The sequence below is a fragment of the Streptomyces sp. NBC_01408 genome, from assembly GCF_026340255.1.
In the GTDB taxonomy this organism is placed as follows: Bacteria; Actinomycetota; Actinomycetes; order Streptomycetales; family Streptomycetaceae; genus Streptomyces.
Genome location: NZ_JAPEPJ010000001.1, coordinates 3,099,172 through 3,115,994 on the forward strand (window position 1 = coordinate 3,099,172; position 16,823 = coordinate 3,115,994).

Sequence of the window (16,823 nt, forward strand, 5' to 3'; positions counted from 1 at the left end):
GGATCGAACCGTTGATCCTGTAGCAACCGCATGACGGGGCCCCGCCCCACACACATACCAATGGAGGACCCGTGGGAGTCAGCCTCAGCAAGGGCGGCAACGTCTCGCTGACCAAGGCCGCGCCTAACCTGACGGCGGTCATCGTCGGTCTGGGCTGGGACGCTCGCACCACCACCGGTGTCGACTTCGACCTCGACGCCAGCGCGATCCTGACCAACGACCAGGGCAAGGTCGCCAGCGATGCGAACTTCGTGTTCTTCAACAACCTGAAGAGCCCGGACGGCTCCGTCGAGCACACCGGTGACAACACCACCGGTGAGGGCGAGGGCGACGACGAGGCCATCAAGGTCAACCTCGCCGGCGTCCCGGCCGATGTCGCCAAGATCGTCTTCCCGGTCTCGATCTACGAGGCCGAGAGCCGCCAGCAGAGCTTCGGCCAGGTCCGCAACGCGTACATCCGCGTCCTGAACCAGGCCGACAACACCGAGCTCGCCCGCTACGACCTCTCCGAGGACGCCTCGACGGAGACCGCCATGGTCTTCGGCGAGCTGTACCGCAACGGTGCGGAGTGGAAGTTCCGCGCCATCGGCCAGGGCTACGCCTCCGGTCTGCGCGGCATCGCGCAGGACTTCGGCGTCAACGTCTGAGCCGAGAGCAGTTCACCCGTCCGGCGCCGTGCACTGTGTGTACGGCGCCGGACCGGCTTTACCCGCTTCACACGCTCCGCCCGCTCCACCGGCATCACGCCGTCGGGACCACGCGTTCCGAACGTTCACCCGCTCCACCCGCTCCAGCCACACCGTCGTCCGGGGAGGACCACATCATGGGCGTCACACTCGCCAAGGGGGGCAATGTCTCCCTCTCCAAGGCCGCACCGAACCTCACCCGGGTTCTGATCGGCCTCGGATGGGACGCGCGCTCGACCACGGGGGCCGACTTCGACCTCGATGCCAGCGCGCTGCTGTGCAACAGCGGCCGGGTGCTCGGGGACGAGTACTTCGTCTTCTACAACAACCTGAAGAGCCCCGAGGGCTCCGTCGAACACACGGGAGACAACCTCACCGGCGAGGGTGACGGTGACGACGAGTCGATCATCATCGACCTCAGCAAGGTGCCGGAGCGCGTCGACAAGATCGTCTTCCCGGTCTCGATCCACGAGGCGGACAGCCGCCGCCAGAGCTTCGGCCAGGTCAGCAATGCCTTCATCCGCGTGGTGAACCAGGCCGACGGCCAGGAGCTGGCCCGATACGACCTTTCCGAGGACGCGTCCAGCGAGACCGCGATGATCTTCGGCGAGGTCTACCGGTACGGGGGCGAATGGAAGTTCCGCGCGGTGGGGCAGGGGTACGCGTCGGGCCTCCGGGGCATCGCTCTAGACTTCGGGGTCAACGTTTCGTAAAGCCGTACAAACGATGGGGTGCCAGTGGTTCTCAAAACCTTCGGCTGGTCGTTCGCAGTCACTGCGCTCGGTCTGGTCGCAGCGGTGTTCTACGGGGGGTGGACAGCCTTCGGGATCGTGGCGATCCTGTCGGTCCTCGAGATCTCGCTGTCTTTCGACAACGCGGTGGTCAACGCCGGAATCCTGAAGAAGATGAATGCCTTCTGGCAGAAGATCTTCCTCACCATCGGTGTCCTCATCGCCGTGTTCGGCATGCGACTGGTCTTCCCCGTCGTGATTGTCGCGATCAGCGCCAAGATCGGGCCCATCGAGGCCGTGGACCTGGCCCTCTCCGACAAGGAGATGTACGAGCAGCTGGTCACGGACGCCCACCCGTCCATCGCCGCCTTCGGTGGCATCTTCCTGCTCATGATCTTCCTCGACTTCATCTTCGAGGACCGTGACATCAAGTGGCTCGGCTGGCTGGAGCGTCCGCTGGCCAAGCTCGGCAAGATCGACATGCTGTCCGCGTGCATCGCGCTGATCGTCCTGGTCGTCGCCTCGATGACCGTCGGCGCCAACGCCCACCAGCACGGCGGCGTGCACGTGGACAAGGCGCAGACCGTCCTGATCTCCGGCGTCCTCGGCCTGATCACCTACATGGTCGTCGGCGGCCTCTCCGGCTACTTCGAGAACAAGCTGGAGGAAGAGGAGGAGGCCGAACACGAGGCCGAGGAGGAAGCGAAGAAGAGCGGCAAGCCCGTCTCGGCCGTCGCCATGGCCGGCAAGGCCGCCTTCTTCATGTTCCTCTACCTCGAAGTCCTCGACGCCTCGTTCTCCTTCGACGGGGTCATCGGCGCCTTCGCCATCACCAACGACATCGTGCTCATGGCCCTCGGCCTCGGCATCGGTGCCATGTACGTCCGGTCGCTGACGGTCTACCTGGTCCGCCAGGGCACCCTCGACGACTACGTCTACCTGGAGCACGGCGCGCACTACGCCATCGGCGCGCTCGCCGTGATCCTGCTCGTCACCATCCAGTACCAGATCAACGAGTTCATCACCGGCCTCGTCGGTGTCCTGCTGATCGCCTGGTCCTTCTGGTCCTCGGTGCGCCGCAACAAGCGCCTCGAACTGGAGGGTGCCTCCGCCGAGGCATGACCGCGGCGGTAATGCGGAACGCTTCATTGCGGGGCGGCGTACGGGGTCCACGGACCCGGTGGGCCGCCCCGCTTCCGTACGCGTGCAGGGGCACGGGTGATCAGGGGTTCAGGGGGGCAGGGGATGGGTTTCTTCGACGGCATCTTGGGCAGCCGCGCCGTGCAGTTCCAGTCGGGCAGCGCCTCGTCGAACGCGATCGAGCTGACCAAACGGCATCCGACGGTGTCGCTCAGCAAACAGGGGGCGGTCCACGGCAATCTGCGCGTGAACCTGTCCTGGCGCATGCGCACATCGGACATCAGCGGCCGCTCCGGCCAGAGCGGCCAGCTCTTCCGGCATCCGTTCAAACTGTTCAAGCCCGACATGGTGCAGGCGCACACCCAGGGCATGGTCAACGTCGACCTCGACATGGGCTGTCTGTACGAGCTGACCGACGGCACCCGCGGCGCCGTGCAGCCGCTGGGGAACCTGCTGGGCGACCTCAACGACCCGCCGTTCGTCAAGCTCAGCGGGGACGACCGGTTCGGCTCGGCGTCGGGGGAGACCCTGTACGTCAATCTCGACCACGCGGAGGAGATCAAGCGTCTGCTGGTCTTCGTCTACATCTACGACCAGACCCCGGCCTTCGACCGGACGCACGCCATGGTGACCCTCTACCCGGTCACCGGGCCGCGGATCGAGATCCCGCTGGACGAGCGGCACCCGCAGGCCCGCTCCTGCGCGGTGGTCTCCCTGGAGAAGGTCAAGGGCGAGCTCGTCGTGCGGCGCGAGGTGAAGTTCGTCTACGGGTTCCAGGCCGAGCTGGACCGGCTGTACGGCTGGGGGCTCCAGTGGGGGCGGGGCTACAAGAGCACCAAGGCCTGACGGCCGCGCCCCCGGCCCCGGCGGCCGGCTCCGCCCCGGCGGCCCGCCCGGCGCGGTGCGGGCCGCCGGCCCCGGCTCAGCGGCGGATGAACTGGGGGCCCTGCACCGGCAGCCGGAAGGCCGGGTCGCCGCCCGGACCGGGAACCGGGGCCGGGGACACCGGCTGCGGGTACCCGTAGGCGGGCTGGGCGGCCGGCGGGGCCTGGGTGGGCGGCGCCGGGGTCCGGGGCGTCGGCGGGGCCATCGCGGCCGTCTGCTCGGCGGTGGGCCCGGCCGTCGGGCTCGCGGCGGGTTCGGCGGAGGCGTCCGGGGCGTTCTCGTCGACCGAGATGCCGTGGTCGGTCGCCAGCCCCACCAGGCCGTCGGAGTAGCCCTCGCCCAGCGCGCGGAACTTCCACCCCTCGCCCCTGCGGTACAGCTCCCCGCAGATCAGCGCCGTCTCGGCGCCGGTCTCGGGCCGTACGTCGAAGTAGGCCAGCGGTTCGGAGCCGCCGGTCGGGGTGGCGTCGTAGAGCAGGATCCGCAGGTCGCGCACGTGCTCGAAGGGGACGTCCTCGGCGGAGGCGACCACCAGGATCCGGTCCACCATCGGGGTCACGGCGCGCAGGTCGGCCTGGACGGCGTCGGTGATGCCGTCGCCGAGCTGCTTCTTGCCCAGGCGCCAGACGGCTCCCGAGGGGTGCCGGGGCTGGTTGTAGAAGACGAAGTCCTCGTCCGACCGCACTCGCCCGTCCGGGCCCACGAGCAGCGCGGACGCGTCCACGTCCGGTACGTCGGGGCCGTCGGTCCAGCGCAGCACCGCCCGGACCGCCACGGCGGTCACCGGGATGTTCGAGCCCTTCTGCATCGCGTGCGTCATGCCCGTCATCCTGCCCTCCCGGGGTGGAGCGGGACAATGCGGCCCCCCGTAGGGCCTTGTATCGAACGCGAGACCTGGGCATGGTGCAAGAGGGTTACCTGAACTTCATGTGCTTGAGGAATTCTTGACTCACGTTCGTACGTACTATTACCGGCCACGCCAGTTGGGCCGCCGAGGCAGTACGGGGGAAGCACATGCGTCACTTTGGGCACATATCGCCCACCGTCCGTAAGGACCTCTTCCACCAGGAACCGGCCGAGTTCACCTCCGCCTCACCGGCCCGCATCCTCGCCGCCGCGCTGGGCGCCACGCTCTACAGCCCGGCCACCCGCCCGCAGCTCGCCGCCGACGTCCGCAAGCAGGCCGGCCGCGGGGTGGTCTCCATGGTCCTCTGCCTGGAGGATTCCATCAGCGACGGCGATGTCACCGGAGCCGAGGACAACCTCGTCCGGCAGTTCGCCGAGCTCGACGCGGACACCGCGGAGCTCCCGCTGCTGTTCATCCGGGTCCGCACGCCCGAGCAGATACCCGACCTCGTGCACCGCCTCGGCGGATCCGCGCGCCGACTGGCCGGATTCGTACTCCCCAAGTTCACGGAGAGCCGCGGCACCGCCTTCCTCGACGCCGTGGCCCAGGCGGAGGCGGCCGGAGGCCACGACCGCCTGTATGCCATGCCCGTCCTGGAGACCCCCGAGCTCCTCCACCTCGAAACCCGCGTCGAAGCCCTCGCCGGAATCTCGCGCACGGTCAACGCGTACCGCGAGCGGGTCCTGGCCCTGCGCCTCGGCGTGACCGACTTCTGCTCCGCCTACGGCCTGCGGCGCACCCCCGACATGACCGCCTACGACGTCCAGATCGTGGCCGGAGTGATCGCGGACGTCGTCAACGTCCTCAGCCGCGCCGACGGCACCGGCTTCACCGTCACCGGCCCGGTGTGGGAGTACTTCCGCAGCCAGCAGCGCCTCTTCAAGCCCCAGCTGCGCCGCAGCCCCTTCCTGGAGGAGGGCGTGGAGGAACTGCGCACCGCGCTGATCGAGCACGACCTCGACGGGCTGCTGCGCGAGATCGAACTCGACCGGGCCAACGGCCTGCTCGGCAAGACCTGCATCCACCCCGCGCACGTCACCCCCGTCCACGCGCTGTCGGTGGTCTCCCACGAGGAGTTCAGTGACGCCCAGGACATCCTGCGCCCCGAGCGCGGCGGCGGCGGAGTGATGCGTTCCGTCTACACGAACAAGATGAACGAGGTGAAGCCCCACCGGGCCTGGGCCGAGCGCACCATGCTGCGCGCCGAGGTCTTCGGTGTGGCGAAGGAGGAGGTCGGCTTCGTCGACCTCCTGACGGCCGGGCTCCAGGTCTGAGCGGGCCGTTGACGAAACCGACGAGGAAAGGCAAGACGATCGAAGCAGTGTGGTCGGGAACCTGGGTCGCGGACCGGCTGGGCGTGCGCCTGGAGGAGGCCGCCGAGGAGGTCCGCGAGCCGGGCTCACCGCGGCTCGCGGACCTGCTCGGGCTGGCGCTGCGGCGCAACCCCAAGCGGGCGCACCTGCTCGTCTCGCAGGTCCTGGGCAAGCACGTCCCGCAGTCCCCGCGGACCGTGTACGCCGCCGGATACGGCCTCGGCGAACGGGTCCGGGCGCTGCTCGGCAACCAGGCCGCCTCCGCGGTGGTCCTCGGCTACGCCGAGACCGCCACCGGGCTCGGCCACTGCGTCGCCGACGGCCTGGGATACGCCCCCTACCTGCACTCCACCCGCCGGCCGGTGCCGGGCGTGGAGCCCGCGGGCGGCTTCGAGGAGTCCCACTCGCACGCCACCTCGCACCTGCTGCTGCCCGAGGACCCCGCGCTGCTCGCCGGCAGCGGCCCGCTGGTCCTCGTCGACGACGAGTTCTCCACCGGCAGCACCGTCCTGAACACCATCCGCGACCTCCACGGCCGCCACCCCCGCCCGCACTACGTGGTCGTCGCCCTCGTCGACATGCGCTCCGCGGCCGACCGTGACCGGCTCACCGCCTTCGCCGCCGAGATCGGCGCCCGCGTCGACCTCATAGCCCTGGCCTCCGGCACGGTCCACCTCCCCGAGGGCATCCTGGCCAAGGGCCAGGCCCTGGTCGCGGAGTACGAGGAGGACCAGCCCGAGGCCGGGGACACTCAGCCCCGCCGGCGTTTGAGGCGCGGAGCCCCGGCAGACGGCCCGCAGCCGATCACCCGCATCCCGCTCGCCTGGCCGGCCGCAGTGCCGGACGGCGGCCGCCACGGCTTCACCCCGGCCCACCGCTCGGCCCTGGACAGCGCCGTGCCCGAGATGACGGGCCGGATATCGGCCGCGCTCGGCTACGACCCCGGCCGCGTCCTCGTCCTCGGCAACGAAGAGCTGATGTACGCCCCGCTGCGCCTCGCCAAGGCCCTGGAGGAGACCGGCGCGGCCCGCGAGGTCCGGTTCTCCACCACCACCCGCTCGCCCGTGCTCGCCGTGGACGACCCCGGCTACGCCATCCGCACCCGGCTCGTCTTCCCCGCCCACGACGCGCCCGCCGACGGCCCCGGCGACCGGTACGCGTACAACGTCGCGGGCGCCGGTTTCGACGCCGTCGTCGCCGTCGTCGACTCCGCCGGTGACACCCCCGAGCTGCGCGCCGGACTCCTCGCGGGCCTTGCCCCGCACACCGGCCGCGTCCTGCTGGCCGTCATACCTTCCTACGTACCCGACGTACCCGACCGGCGGGAGCCGATCATGACCGAGCCCCTGCGCGGCCCCGCCTTCTCCTCGTACGCCCCCGAGGACGTCGGCTGGCTGCTCCAGGACTTCTCCGACGTCGAGCTGGAGGCCCCCACCGAAGAGCGCGAGGAGGCGATCCAGGCGGGCGGCGCCCACTACGCCGAATCGCTGCCCGTCGAGTACCAGCCGTCCCCGCAGTACCAGGAGCTCTACCGCAGTGCCCTGGCCGCCTCCGCGGCCCGCATAGCCCGGGCCGTCGGCACGGTCACCGAGACCGTCCTGGCCGAACGCTCCCCGTCCCCCGTCCTGGTCTCCCTGGCCCGCGCCGGAACCCCCGTCGGCGTGCTCATGCGCCGCTGGGCCGCCGCCCGGCACGGCCTCGACCTGCCGCACTACGCCGTCTCCATCGTGCGCGGCCGCGGCATCGACGCCAACGCCCTGCGCTGGCTGGCCGCCCACCACGACCCGGCCGACATCGTCTTCGTCGACGGCTGGACCGGCAAGGGCGCCATCACCCGCGAGCTGAAGGCCGCGCTCGGCGAGTTCCCCGGCTTCGACCCGGAGATCGTCGTCCTCGCCGACCCCGGCTCCTGCGTGTCGACGTACGGCACCCGCGAGGACTTCCTCATCCCCTCCGCCTGTCTCAATTCCACCGTATCCGGACTCATCTCGCGTACGGTTCTGAGGTCCGACCTCGTCGGACCCGCCGACTTCCACGGCGCGAAGTTCTACCGCGAGCTCGCCGGGGCCGACGTCTCCGTCGACTTCGTCGCCACCGTCGCCGCCCACTTCGACGACGTGGCCGAAGCCGTCGACGACGAGGTCAAGGAGCTGCTGGCGGCCGACCGCACGCCCACCTGGGAAGGCTGGGCGGCGGTGGAACGCATCAGCGAGGAGTACGGCATCCACGACGTGAACCTGGTCAAGCCCGGCGTCGGCGAGACCACCCGGGTCCTGCTGCGCCGGGTGCCGTGGAAGATCCTCGCCCAGCGGGGAGCCGGGGCCGACCTGGACCACGTACGCCTGCTCGCCGAGCAGCGCGGCGTCCCAGTGGAAGAGGTCGACGGGCTGCCCTACACCTGCGTCGGACTCATCCACCCCCGTTTCACGCGCGGCGCCACCGGCGCCGACGGAAAGGCTGTGTCCTCGAAGTGACTGTCCTGATAGCCAGCGACCTCGACCGTACGCTCATCTACTCGTCGGCCGCCCTCGCCCTGACCATGCCGGACCCGGTGGCCCCCCGGCTGCTGTGCGTCGAGGTCCACGAGAGCAAGCCGCTGTCCTTCATGACGGAGACGGCGGCCGGCCTGCTGGCGGAGCTGACGGCCGACCCGTCGGTGGTCTTCGTCCCGACGACGACGCGGACCCGCAAGCAGTACCAGCGGATCAGCTTCCCCGGCCGCCCGGCCCGCTACGCGATCTGCGCCAACGGCGGCCAGCTGCTGGTCGACGGGGTCCCCGACCGGGACTGGCGCCGGCAGGTCGCCGCCCGCCTCGCCGAGGAGTGCGCCCCGCTGGAGGAGGTGCACGCCCACCTGCTGGCGACGGCGGACCCCGCCTGGCTGCGCAAGGCGCGCCTGGCGGAGGACCTCTTCGCCTACCTGGTCGTCGAACGCGACCTGGTCCCCGAGGAATGGCTCAAGTCCCTGACGCGCTGGTCCGAGGCCCGCGGCTGGACCGTCTCCCTCCAGGGCCGCAAGATCTACGCGGTCCCGCGCCCGCTCACCAAGAGCGCGGCGATGTACGAGGTGGCCCGCCGTACGGGAGCCACCACCACCCTCGCCGCGGGCGACTCCCTGCTGGACGCCGACCTGCTCCTCGCCGCGGACGCGGCCTGGCGCCCCGGCCACGGCGAACTGGCCGAAGCGGGCTGGACGGCCCCGACGGTGACGGCCCTGCCGACGGCGGGCGTCCTCGCCGGCGAGGAAATCGTCCGCGCATTCACCGGGGAAGCCGCCCGGCTCGGCACACTGGGCGCATGACCAAGGGCAACAGCACCAAGATCACCGACGAGCTGTACCAGTACATGCTCGACCACAACCCCCCGCTGGACGAGGTCCAGCGGGGGCTGGTGGCGACCACCTACGAGAAGTTCCCGGACGTCGCCGGCATGCAGTCGGCGGAGGAGCAGGGCCCGCTGCTGGCGTTCCTGGTCCGGCTGACCGGCGCACGCCACATCGTGGAAGTCGGCACCTTCACCGGCTTCTCCACCCTGTCGATGGCCCAGGCGCTGCCCGCCGACGGCCGCCTCATCGCCTGCGACGTCTCCGAGGAGTGGACGGCGTACGGGCGGCAGGCCTGGGAGGCGGCGGGCGTCGCCGACCGCATCGACCTGCGCATCGCCCCGGCGCTGGAAACCCTCCGGGCGATGCCCGCAGAACCCCACGTCGACCTGGCCTACCTGGACGCGGACAAGGAGAACCAGATCGCGTACTGGGAGGAACTCGTGCCCAGGCTGCGCACGGGCGGCCTGATCGTCACGGACAACACCCTGTACCACGGCACGGTCCTCGACGAGTCGGCCACCGGCTCGGCGGCGGGGGTCCGCGCCTTCAACGAACACGTCGCGGCGGACCCCAGGACGGACTCCGTCCTGCTGGCGATCTCGGACGGCCTCACCCTGTCGCGCAAGCGCTGACGGGTTCGTCCGTCGCGTCCTGCCCGGTCCCGACCGGTCCTGCCTGGTCGGGACCGGTCGGGACCGGTACAGCCTCAGCCTCAGCCGCAGCCGCCACCACCACAGCAGCCGCCCCCGCCCCCGCCGCCCATGGCGGGCGCGGGCGCGCCGCTGCTCCCGCCGACGGCCACGGCCGACAGCAGCTTGACGGTGTCGGCGTGGCCCGCGGGGCAGTCGGCGGGCGCGGAGGACTCGGCCATCGGCCGGCTGACCTCAAAGGTGTCGTCGCAGGTCCGGCAGCGGTATTCGTATCGAGGCATGCGGCTAAGACTAGAACGTTCTCCCGGCCGTGCGGGTGCGTTGCTCACGGGCCGCCTGGTCCGGGTGTCGGGCACGCCAGTACGGATTGTCGTGGGGCAGGGCGCTGCCCACCCGCCCGTACATGCCGAACCACATCAGCATCACGCCGACGACGAAACTGAACAGCACGTTCTGGATCTTGAAGGCCAGGAAGTTCAGGCTCGTGTCCAGCAGCGCGAGGTTCACGAACCCGCTCGCGATGAACAGCAGACCCAGCGCGATGTTCAGGGTCGAAGCGAAGGTCCCGCCGATCACCATCCCGGTGAACAGCAGGGCGCCGATGCAGATCGACAGGACACTCAGCGCGCCGTTGGTGTTCAGCGCGAGCACCGTGTCCCCACCCGTGTCGAAGAACCCGATCCGGTCGATGAGCCCCAGGATGCCGAAGGCGACCAGCAGCAGCCCGGTCAGGCCGGCGCCGACCCGGTAGACCGTGCTCAGCCGGTGATCGGTGGGCAGATGATTGTCGAGCCGGGCGTTGACGGGATGCAGGACGCGGCGCAGCAATCTCTGCGAGACCGGTGGTGGTTCGTGGGACGGGTAAGGCTCATGGGCCATGTACGGCGCGTAGTGCTCATGGGGCTCGTGGCACCCGTACACGGCATGAGGCGCGTAAGACTCATGCGGCACAGGGGGTGCCTGGGGTGCGCGGGGCGCACGAGGCTTGTGGAAAGTGTGGGCAGCCATAGTGCCCTCCTCTGCTCCGTTCCCGGAACCTCCAGCATCCGCCCGCGCACACCCCAGGACAACCCCGGACCCACTCGTCCAGGGCCGGTTCTTCGGTTCAGGTCCTCGTCCTAACCGACGGCGCGCTGGTCCCGTATGTCCGCCACCACCCGGCCCACCGCCACCCGGACCTCCTCCATCTCCTGCAGGAAGTGCCAGTAGTCCGGATGCCGCCCCTCCAGCGCCGCCAGGGCCCGGCCCACCCGCGCCACCGCCGCGTCCAGCGGACCCGCGTGCCGCGGATCGGGCACACTGCGGCCCGCCATCGCCAGCCGCTGCGCATCCCGGATCGCGAACCGGGTCCGGTCCACCTCCGCCTGCGGATCCCGCGCCACCGCCTCCAGCCGCGTCAGCCGGTCCTGCGCCGCCGACACCGCCTCGTCGGTGGCGTCCAGCGAAGCCCGGACCGCCTCGATCAGCGCCCCTACGTCGGCCCAGCGCTGCTCCTCCCGCGCCCCGGCCGCCTCCCGCAGCTGCTCCTCGGCCCGCGCGACGTCCCGTACCGCCTCGTCCGGGACCTGCTGAAGGTCCTGCCAGCAGGCCGCGCTGAACCGCCGGCGCAGCTCGCTGAGGACCGGATCCACCCGGTCCGCCCGATTGCGCAGCGCCTGCGCGCGCGTCCGCAGACTCACCAGTCGCCGGTCGATCTCCGCTGCCCGCTCCGGCAGCCGCGCGGCCTCGGCCCGTATCGCCTCCGCGTCCCGCAGGATCCGGTCGGCGCGCTGCACCGTCGCCTGCACCCCGTGGAGCGCGGCCCCCTGGTTGAGCAGCGTCAGCTCGGGCCCGAGCCGGGCCAACCGCACGGCCAGGTCATCGGCCCGCATCCCCTGGGCCCGCACCCCGTCCAGCGCGTCACTCGCCGCCAGCAGCGCCGCCCTGGCCCGCTCCCGCGCCGGAGCCACCCGCGCGAGCTGCGTCTCCGCCTTGTCCAGCAGCGGCTGCAACCCCTGCGCGAACCGGTCCAGCTCCGCCTTGACCCGTACCAGCTCCTCCCGCGCCCGGGTCAGCTCCTGCGTGGCCCGCGCGGCGACCGAGGCCTGCAGCTCCGGACGGTCCAGATCGTGCGCGTCGACCGCCTCGATGTACACGTGACTGACCTGGTCGATGCGCTGCCCCAGCGCGGTGAACCCCTCGCCCGCCTGCCGCGCGGCGGGAGACCCGTCCGCCGCGGCGATGGTCTCGACCGAGATCCGCAGATCCCGCTGCGCGCTGTCCAGCTCGTAGAACGCCGCGGCCGCGGCATCCTTCGCCGCCTGCGCGTCGGCCCGCCGACTCTCGTCCCGCCCACCGAACCAACGCCGGGATGCCGTCGTCACAATCCCTCTCCCGTGCCGCGTCCGCTCATGCCCCGCTCCATTCTCCCCCACAGGAACGGGTTTGCGTGGGGGGTAGGCCCGGCATGTAGGCTGTCCACTCATCCACGGGTGTGTAGCTCAGGGGTAGAGCGCTGCTCTTACAAAGCAGATGTCGGCGGTTCGAAACCGTCCACGCCCACCAGTGAAAAGACCCCCCGCCAATCATGGCGGGGGGTCTTTTACATCTCCAGATGACATCAACGGGAGCGCTCAGGAACGGCCGGGACGCTGCCTCAACAGCCGGTCCATGTGCCCGATCGCCTCGCGCTGCGTCTCCTGCACGACGTGCGCGTACACGTTCATCGTGACGGCGATCTGACTGTGCCCGAGGATCTCCATCACCACCCGGGGCGGTACGCCGGCGGCGGTCAACAAAGTGGCCGTCCCGTGCCGCGCGTCGTGCAGCCGAATGACCCTGAGACCAGCGTCCTTGGCCACGCGGGTGAAGGACCGGTAGACGTTCCGCGGCTCGATGGGCCGACCGGTCCGGGTGGTGAACACGTACCCGGACTCCTGCCAGGCGTCTCCGGCCTTGGCCCGCGCCTCGGCCTGCTTCATCCGCTGCCAGCGCAGGGGAGCGACGCAGATCCCGGGCAGGGGGAGGGTCTGCCGACGGCGCCGTCCCTTGGGGTCGTCCTCGTAGGCCTCGCCCCCAACGCGCTGCCGCTGCGTCCGGACCCGGATCTCGCGTCTGTCGAGGTCCACGTTCTCCCACCGGAGTCCCACGATCTCGCCCCGCCGGAATCCGAGCGCGATGGCCAGGACAAAGGCGGCGAACAGCGGGTCCTTACGGCCGGCGGCGAGGAAGTCCAAGGTTTCCTGGAGGCTCCAGGGCGACAGGTCCCGCGCCTCAACCTTGGGCGGCTCGACGAGCGTTGCCACGTTCCGTGTGACCAGCTCCTCCCGGACCGCAGCAGCGAGAGCGGTTCGCAGCACACGGTGCGACTCCTTGGCGGTTGCCGCGCTGGTCTTCTTCTGCAGCTGCACGAGGACCCGCCGGACGTCACCCACGCCCAGCGATTCCAGCCGCTTCGACCCGAGCAACGGCACCAGGTAGAGCCGGACATGCGTCTCGTACTTGGCGAAGGTCGTGCGCTTGCGGTGCGGCTTCACGATGTTGTCCAGCCAGTACGGCAGCCACTCGGAGAGCTTGGCGGACCGCGTCGGCACGGGCACGCCCTGGTCGACCTTGGCGAGCAGGTCCCGGCGCTTCACGTCGCACTCGGCCCAGGTCTTGCCGTAGGCGAACTTCCGCGCTCGGGTGCCATCGGGCTGGAGGACGTACACGGCAGCCTGGAACCGGCCGTCCTTGCGCTGGGTGATGGTGCCCGCGCCGTTCGGGTTGCGCTTGCGCTGGGTGGCCATCAGGCAGCCTCTCCGATCTCGAAATCGATGAACTCCCGGACGGCGTCGGCGGGGATACGGCGAGCCCGGCCGACGGTGATGGAGACGAGCCGCCGGGACCGGATGAGGTCGTAGACGGTCGACCGCCCGAGCTTGAGCCGCTGCATGACCTCGGGCACGGTGGTCAACCCGCTACGAAGGAAAACTCGTAGCGGGCTGTGGGGAGTTGAGCGACCGTCAGTCTGTGGCCGGGATCCGAAACTCGAAGACGAACTGGTCAGCGGCCATGAGGGTGTCGCAGACCTCCACGACCCGACCCTCCTCCGTGACGGCGTTCCGCAGCAGATGAACCACTGGAGCGCCCGGGCTGAGTGCCAGCTCCGACGCCTCCGCCCTGGCGGCCGGCCGGGCCTGCAACGTCTCCACGAACTCGGCGAAGACGTGGCCGTGTTCCTCCAGGCGGGCGTAGATGCCGCCCCCGCCGGGGTTCGCGGCGAAGAGCTCCGGGATGTCGCGCACCACGTCCCACGGCAGATACGACGTCGCCGTCTCCACGGGGGTGCCGTTGCGGAAGTACAGGCGGCGCCGGGCGAGCACCTGAGTGCCGACGTCGACGCCGAGCCGTTCCGCGATGCCCTCGGGGGCCTCCGTCGGCCCGATGTAGATGACGCTGACCTTGGCGGTCGCGCCGGACTGCTCGGACTCGGCGAGGTACGCGGCCTTGCCGCCCTGCCGGAGTGAGCGCCGGAAGCGGTCCGAGGACTGGTGGCGCACCGGCGGACGGGCCTTCACGTACGAGCCCTTGCCGTGCCGTGTGTCGACGAGACCGCTGGCGCGGATCTCAAGCATGGCTTTGCGGATGGTTCCGCCCGAGACGCCGTAACGGTCGACCATCTCGGCTTCGCTCGGTACCTGATCGCCGGGCTTCAGGGCGCCGGCGCGGATCTGCTGGACGATGTCCTCGGCGATCTGCAAGTACCGCGGTACGGCCTTGCCACCTCCTACAGCTGTTCCCATGGTCCTTCGCTTCCTCCTATGCTCATGTACATGAGTAACAGTGCCCCGTCGACCCGGTCAACGCCACGCCACTCCGTATCCGTAGCGGGTGTGGTGGTGCGGGATGACGGTCGGCTGCTGGCGATCCGGCGCGCGGACAACGGAACGTGGGAACTGCCGGGCGGGGTGCTGGAGCTGGAGGAGACTCCGGAGGAGGGCGTGCAGCGGGAGGTCCTGGAGGAGACCGGGGTCCAGATCGAGGTCGCCGAGCTGACCGGGGTCTACAAGAACATCGTTGTCGGCGTCGTCGCCCTGGTCTTCCGGTGCAAGCCTTCCGGCGGCGACGAGCGCACGTCCGACGAGACCACGGCGGTCCAGTGGCTCACGCCCGAAGAGGTGTCCGAGCGGATGTCCGAGGTCTACGCTATCCGACTGCTGGATGCCCTGGACGGGGAAGGGCCCCACGTCCGGAGCCATGACGGGCGCCAGCTGCTCACGGTGCGGTGAGAGTTTCCCTACTTCATCAAGGCACCCGCCGCGCACAGCGCGGCGAGCGCGCCCGTCGCCCGGGCCTGCGCTCCTGTCTCCGCCCCGCTCCGACCCGACCGCCGGCCGCGCGCCAGAACAGCGCGGGTCTGATGGTGGGAAGCCCCCGATGCGGCTGGCGATAGTCGGCCCCGTGGCTTGAGGCACCTTCCCGGCCGGGCCCCTGTGCCGTGCAAGAACCGGCATCCACGCAGCTCCTCCCGAGGCTGGCCCCAATCCGCCAGGCGCCTTGGAGCGGTCGACACTCGCGGGGCGCTGCGCCTGGCGCCGAGGCTCGCTGCCATCAACAGGTCAGAGCCCTTGCCTCCGGCGGGGGCGCTCAGGCTCCGGGATGACGGGGGCCGGTCGTGCGGGTGCGGGCCGGTTTGTGGTGCGGGTGGGGAGCTGTCATCCCGTCTGCCGTCGACCCAGGCAAGCCATAGCAGACCAGGCTTCTGGGGCCCAGGTCGTTCGTCCAGCAGGGCGCTCCACCTGGGCCCCAGAAGCCTGCCCCGCTATCACTCCGTGTGGGTCGACGGCAGACGGGATGACAGCTGGGGCGCGCTGTGGCTGGCGCCGACCGCGCCTGCAGGCCCCGGCTTCCTGCACCTTCGTCGCACTATCAGTTGGGATTCCAATTTGGGCATGGCCCCCTCATCCCCTTGCCTCTCACGACATTTCCGTCGTCTTCATACCAGTCCATTGCTCTGATCTGGGCTTCGAGATCTGTGCGCTCCTGGAAGAGTCTGGGCGGCCAGCATGTTGCCTTGTTCGCTTGCGTGCGAGTCATGGCCTTGACACTCCTCATTTCCGCGCGGCCGAGATTGGCGCTGAGGAGTAGAGCATCGGACAGGTCAGCCCTCCGGAAGCTGGCGGTCGCAAGATTGGCGCCGGTGAAATCGACGCCGCGCAGATTTGTGTCATCGAAGTCCGCGCCGAGAAGCTCAGCGTCACGGAAGCTCATTCCTCGAAGGTCAAGTCCGCTGAAATCTGCACCCTTCATCTTCTTGCCGGTGAAATGCATTCCGTTCAGTGACCGTCGCCCAGGGGTAAACCCGGGAATGCTCTCGGCAATCTCCACATTGGCGCGCCAGACCGCTCGCTCCTGTGCGGACACGAACCCTCGTTCCAAAAACAGGACGCACAGCCCCACAGCGAAGCCAGTAATCAGGCCGCCGCCGACACCGGAAAGGACTTCCACACGTGCGGTTGTACCTTCCGGGCCCCTGGCCATTCGCCATCCATAAGCCGCAAGCACCATGCCCGCGACAATCAAACCCAGTACCGCGGCTAGTTGCGCTGGGCCAACACCACCCATGGTCTTCCCTTCGCCGATGCGGCTCGCACCTCGATTCATCACCGTGTACTGCCCTCCTGCAACGAGCCAATCGGATGACGGACAGACACAACGATGGCAGTGGAAGGCCATGACCAGTAGGCATCGTGGCAGAACAAGTGAGCCGGGCCAGGGCGCGAGACATCCACATCCGGCATCAAAACTGCGGGACGATGGTGGCGCTGAGCAGACGTGCACGACAGCGGCGGCCGAGGCGCCAGCTGCCGCCACGGGGGAGCTGATCAAACATACAAAGCAGGTGTCGACACGCTGATTCGTGCTCAGGGTGGTGACATGAAGAGCCCGCGCGTGGGTTGGCAACCGTCAGGGTTGCTCCGCTCCCGCGCGATACGGTGCCGCCAAGGGGATAGCTATGAGTGAGCCGGACCTGTCGGAGTACGCAGCGATGTGGACCACCGAGCGGGATCAGTGGGAACTGCGTCGTGTCGGCGGTGTCTACCTACCGATCACGAAAGGTGATCAGCCGAGGGTGCAATTGATCTGTGACGATACGCTGGCGGACGAGGTGACCACGCGAATGCTTCAGGCAGGAGTCACCGTAGTGGACGTCGTGTAGTGATCG

At 69.8% G+C, this 16,823-nt stretch carries 18 protein-coding genes and 1 tRNA gene; 11 read left to right on the plus strand and 8 right to left on the minus strand.

All coding sequences use genetic code 11. The features are described from left to right. Nucleotides 1-71 precede the first annotated feature (71 nt). The 4 genes from OG447_RS14100 to OG447_RS14115 all read left to right on the plus strand — a co-directional run bounded on the left by OG447_RS14100 (nt 72) and on the right by OG447_RS14115 (nt 3,403). Entirely contained in the window at nt 72-647 is a 576-nt protein-coding gene (locus OG447_RS14100) for a TerD family protein (protein WP_266936832.1), read from the plus strand. Between the two features lie 176 nt (nt 648-823). Then, on the plus strand, nt 824-1,399 hold the full coding sequence (locus tag OG447_RS14105) for a TerD family protein (RefSeq protein WP_266936833.1): 576 nt from the start codon (nt 824-826) through the stop codon (nt 1,397-1,399). Between the two features lie 24 nt (nt 1,400-1,423). Continuing rightward, a complete protein-coding gene (locus OG447_RS14110) occupies nt 1,424-2,539 on the plus strand; it encodes a DUF475 domain-containing protein (protein WP_266936834.1) in 1,116 nt (371 codons plus the stop codon). A 123-nt stretch (nt 2,540-2,662) separates the two neighbouring features. Further along, complete coding sequence (locus tag OG447_RS14115) at nt 2,663-3,403, plus strand: Tellurium resistance (protein ID WP_266936835.1); 741 nt, start codon at nt 2,663-2,665, stop codon at nt 3,401-3,403. A gap of 76 nt (nt 3,404-3,479) precedes the next feature. Here OG447_RS14115 and OG447_RS14120 read toward each other — a convergent pair whose 3' ends face one another. Further along, entirely contained in the window at nt 3,480-4,262 is a 783-nt protein-coding gene (locus OG447_RS14120) for a TerD family protein (protein ID WP_266936836.1), read from the minus strand. A gap of 194 nt (nt 4,263-4,456) precedes the next feature. Here OG447_RS14120 and OG447_RS14125 point away from each other — a divergent pair, with 194 nt between their 5' ends. From OG447_RS14125 to OG447_RS14140, 4 genes are read left to right on the plus strand one after another with little or no spacing between them, the layout of a single operon-like run. Further along, complete coding sequence (locus OG447_RS14125; protein ID WP_266936837.1) at nt 4,457-5,623, plus strand: HpcH/HpaI aldolase/citrate lyase family protein; 1,167 nt, start codon at nt 4,457-4,459, stop codon at nt 5,621-5,623. A gap of 38 nt (nt 5,624-5,661) precedes the next feature. Beyond that, nucleotides 5,662-8,136, plus strand: a complete 2,475-nt coding sequence (locus tag OG447_RS14130; RefSeq protein WP_266938868.1) for a phosphoribosyltransferase — start codon at nt 5,662-5,664, stop codon at nt 8,134-8,136. Next, nucleotides 8,133-8,963 (plus strand): HAD family hydrolase, encoded by an 831-nt coding sequence (locus OG447_RS14135; RefSeq protein ID WP_266936838.1) that lies wholly within the window; start codon nt 8,133-8,135, stop codon nt 8,961-8,963. Before OG447_RS14130 ends, OG447_RS14135 begins: the two co-directional genes overlap by 4 nt. Then, on the plus strand, nt 8,960-9,619 hold the full coding sequence (locus OG447_RS14140) for an O-methyltransferase (RefSeq protein WP_266936839.1): 660 nt from the start codon (nt 8,960-8,962) through the stop codon (nt 9,617-9,619). The genes OG447_RS14135 and OG447_RS14140 overlap by 4 nt, the downstream gene beginning before the upstream one ends. 80 nt (nt 9,620-9,699) lie before the next feature. Here OG447_RS14140 and OG447_RS14145 read toward each other — a convergent pair whose 3' ends face one another. The 3 genes from OG447_RS14145 to OG447_RS14155 form a co-directional block, all read right to left on the minus strand. Next, nucleotides 9,700-9,918, minus strand: a complete 219-nt coding sequence (locus tag OG447_RS14145; protein ID WP_266936840.1) for a zinc ribbon domain-containing protein — start codon at nt 9,916-9,918, stop codon at nt 9,700-9,702. 10 nt (nt 9,919-9,928) lie between these two features. After that, a complete protein-coding gene (locus tag OG447_RS14150) occupies nt 9,929-10,645 on the minus strand; it encodes a DUF4383 domain-containing protein (RefSeq protein ID WP_266936841.1) in 717 nt (238 codons plus the stop codon). 110 nt (nt 10,646-10,755) lie between these two features. Beyond that, nucleotides 10,756-12,051: a hypothetical protein gene (locus OG447_RS14155; RefSeq protein WP_266936842.1), complete on the minus strand. Its 1,296-nt coding sequence runs from the start codon at nt 12,049-12,051 to the stop codon at nt 10,756-10,758. A 55-nt stretch (nt 12,052-12,106) separates the two neighbouring features. Here OG447_RS14155 and OG447_RS14160 point away from each other — a divergent pair. Then, nucleotides 12,107-12,181: transfer RNA gene (locus tag OG447_RS14160), tRNA-Val, on the plus strand. Between the two features lie 68 nt (nt 12,182-12,249). Here the strand turns inward: OG447_RS14160 and OG447_RS14165 are convergent. Genes OG447_RS14165 through OG447_RS14175 form a run of 3 tightly spaced genes read right to left on the minus strand, consistent with a single transcriptional unit; the run spans nt 12,250 to nt 14,400 of the window. Further along, a complete protein-coding gene (locus OG447_RS14165; RefSeq protein ID WP_266936843.1) occupies nt 12,250-13,404 on the minus strand; it encodes a site-specific integrase in 1,155 nt (384 codons plus the stop codon). Further along, on the minus strand, nt 13,404-13,571 hold the full coding sequence (locus tag OG447_RS14170) for a helix-turn-helix domain-containing protein (RefSeq protein WP_266936844.1): 168 nt from the start codon (nt 13,569-13,571) through the stop codon (nt 13,404-13,406). Before OG447_RS14170 ends, OG447_RS14165 begins: the two co-directional genes overlap by 1 nt. A 49-nt stretch (nt 13,572-13,620) precedes the next feature. Next, nucleotides 13,621-14,400, minus strand: coding sequence for a GntR family transcriptional regulator (locus tag OG447_RS14175; RefSeq protein WP_266936845.1), 780 nt, complete (start codon nt 14,398-14,400; stop codon nt 13,621-13,623). A gap of 18 nt (nt 14,401-14,418) precedes the next feature. Between OG447_RS14175 and OG447_RS14180 the strand changes: the two genes are divergently transcribed. Beyond that, nucleotides 14,419-14,886: an NUDIX hydrolase gene (locus OG447_RS14180; RefSeq protein WP_266936846.1), complete on the plus strand. Its 468-nt coding sequence runs from the start codon at nt 14,419-14,421 to the stop codon at nt 14,884-14,886. Nucleotides 14,887-15,526: 640 nt separating this feature from the next. On the opposite strand, the gene OG447_RS14185 is transcribed toward OG447_RS14180, so the two are convergent. After that, complete coding sequence (locus OG447_RS14185; protein WP_266936847.1) at nt 15,527-16,261, minus strand: pentapeptide repeat-containing protein; 735 nt, start codon at nt 16,259-16,261, stop codon at nt 15,527-15,529. A gap of 352 nt (nt 16,262-16,613) precedes the next feature. Here OG447_RS14185 and OG447_RS14190 point away from each other — a divergent pair, with 352 nt between their 5' ends. Continuing rightward, nucleotides 16,614-16,817: a hypothetical protein gene (locus OG447_RS14190; protein WP_266936848.1), complete on the plus strand. Its 204-nt coding sequence runs from the start codon at nt 16,614-16,616 to the stop codon at nt 16,815-16,817. Nucleotides 16,818-16,823 lie beyond the last annotated feature (6 nt).

Bases quoted from the DNA above. Each gene is read 5' to 3' on its own strand.
- OG447_RS14105 (WP_266936833.1), top strand. From the start codon at position 824: ATGGGCGTCACACTCGCCAAGGGGGGCAATGTCTCCCTCTCCAAGGCC.
- OG447_RS14115 (WP_266936835.1), top strand. From the start codon at position 2,663: ATGGGTTTCTTCGACGGCATCTTGGGCAGCCGCGCCGTGCAGTTCCAG.
- OG447_RS14120 (WP_266936836.1), bottom strand. From the start codon at position 4,262: ATGACGCACGCGATGCAGAAGGGCTCGAACATCCCGGTGACCGCCGTG.
- OG447_RS14125 (WP_266936837.1), top strand. From the start codon at position 4,457: ATGCGTCACTTTGGGCACATATCGCCCACCGTCCGTAAGGACCTCTTC.
- OG447_RS14140 (WP_266936839.1), top strand. From the start codon at position 8,960: ATGACCAAGGGCAACAGCACCAAGATCACCGACGAGCTGTACCAGTAC.
- OG447_RS14145 (WP_266936840.1), bottom strand. From the start codon at position 9,918: ATGCCTCGATACGAATACCGCTGCCGGACCTGCGACGACACCTTTGAG.
- OG447_RS14150 (WP_266936841.1), bottom strand. From the start codon at position 10,645: ATGGCTGCCCACACTTTCCACAAGCCTCGTGCGCCCCGCGCACCCCAG.
- OG447_RS14165 (WP_266936843.1), bottom strand. From the start codon at position 13,404: ATGGCCACCCAGCGCAAGCGCAACCCGAACGGCGCGGGCACCATCACC.
- OG447_RS14175 (WP_266936845.1), bottom strand. From the start codon at position 14,400: ATGGGAACAGCTGTAGGAGGTGGCAAGGCCGTACCGCGGTACTTGCAG.
- OG447_RS14180 (WP_266936846.1), top strand. From the start codon at position 14,419: ATGCTCATGTACATGAGTAACAGTGCCCCGTCGACCCGGTCAACGCCA.
- OG447_RS14185 (WP_266936847.1), bottom strand. From the start codon at position 16,261: ATGAATCGAGGTGCGAGCCGCATCGGCGAAGGGAAGACCATGGGTGGT.
- OG447_RS14190 (WP_266936848.1), top strand. From the start codon at position 16,614: ATGAGTGAGCCGGACCTGTCGGAGTACGCAGCGATGTGGACCACCGAG.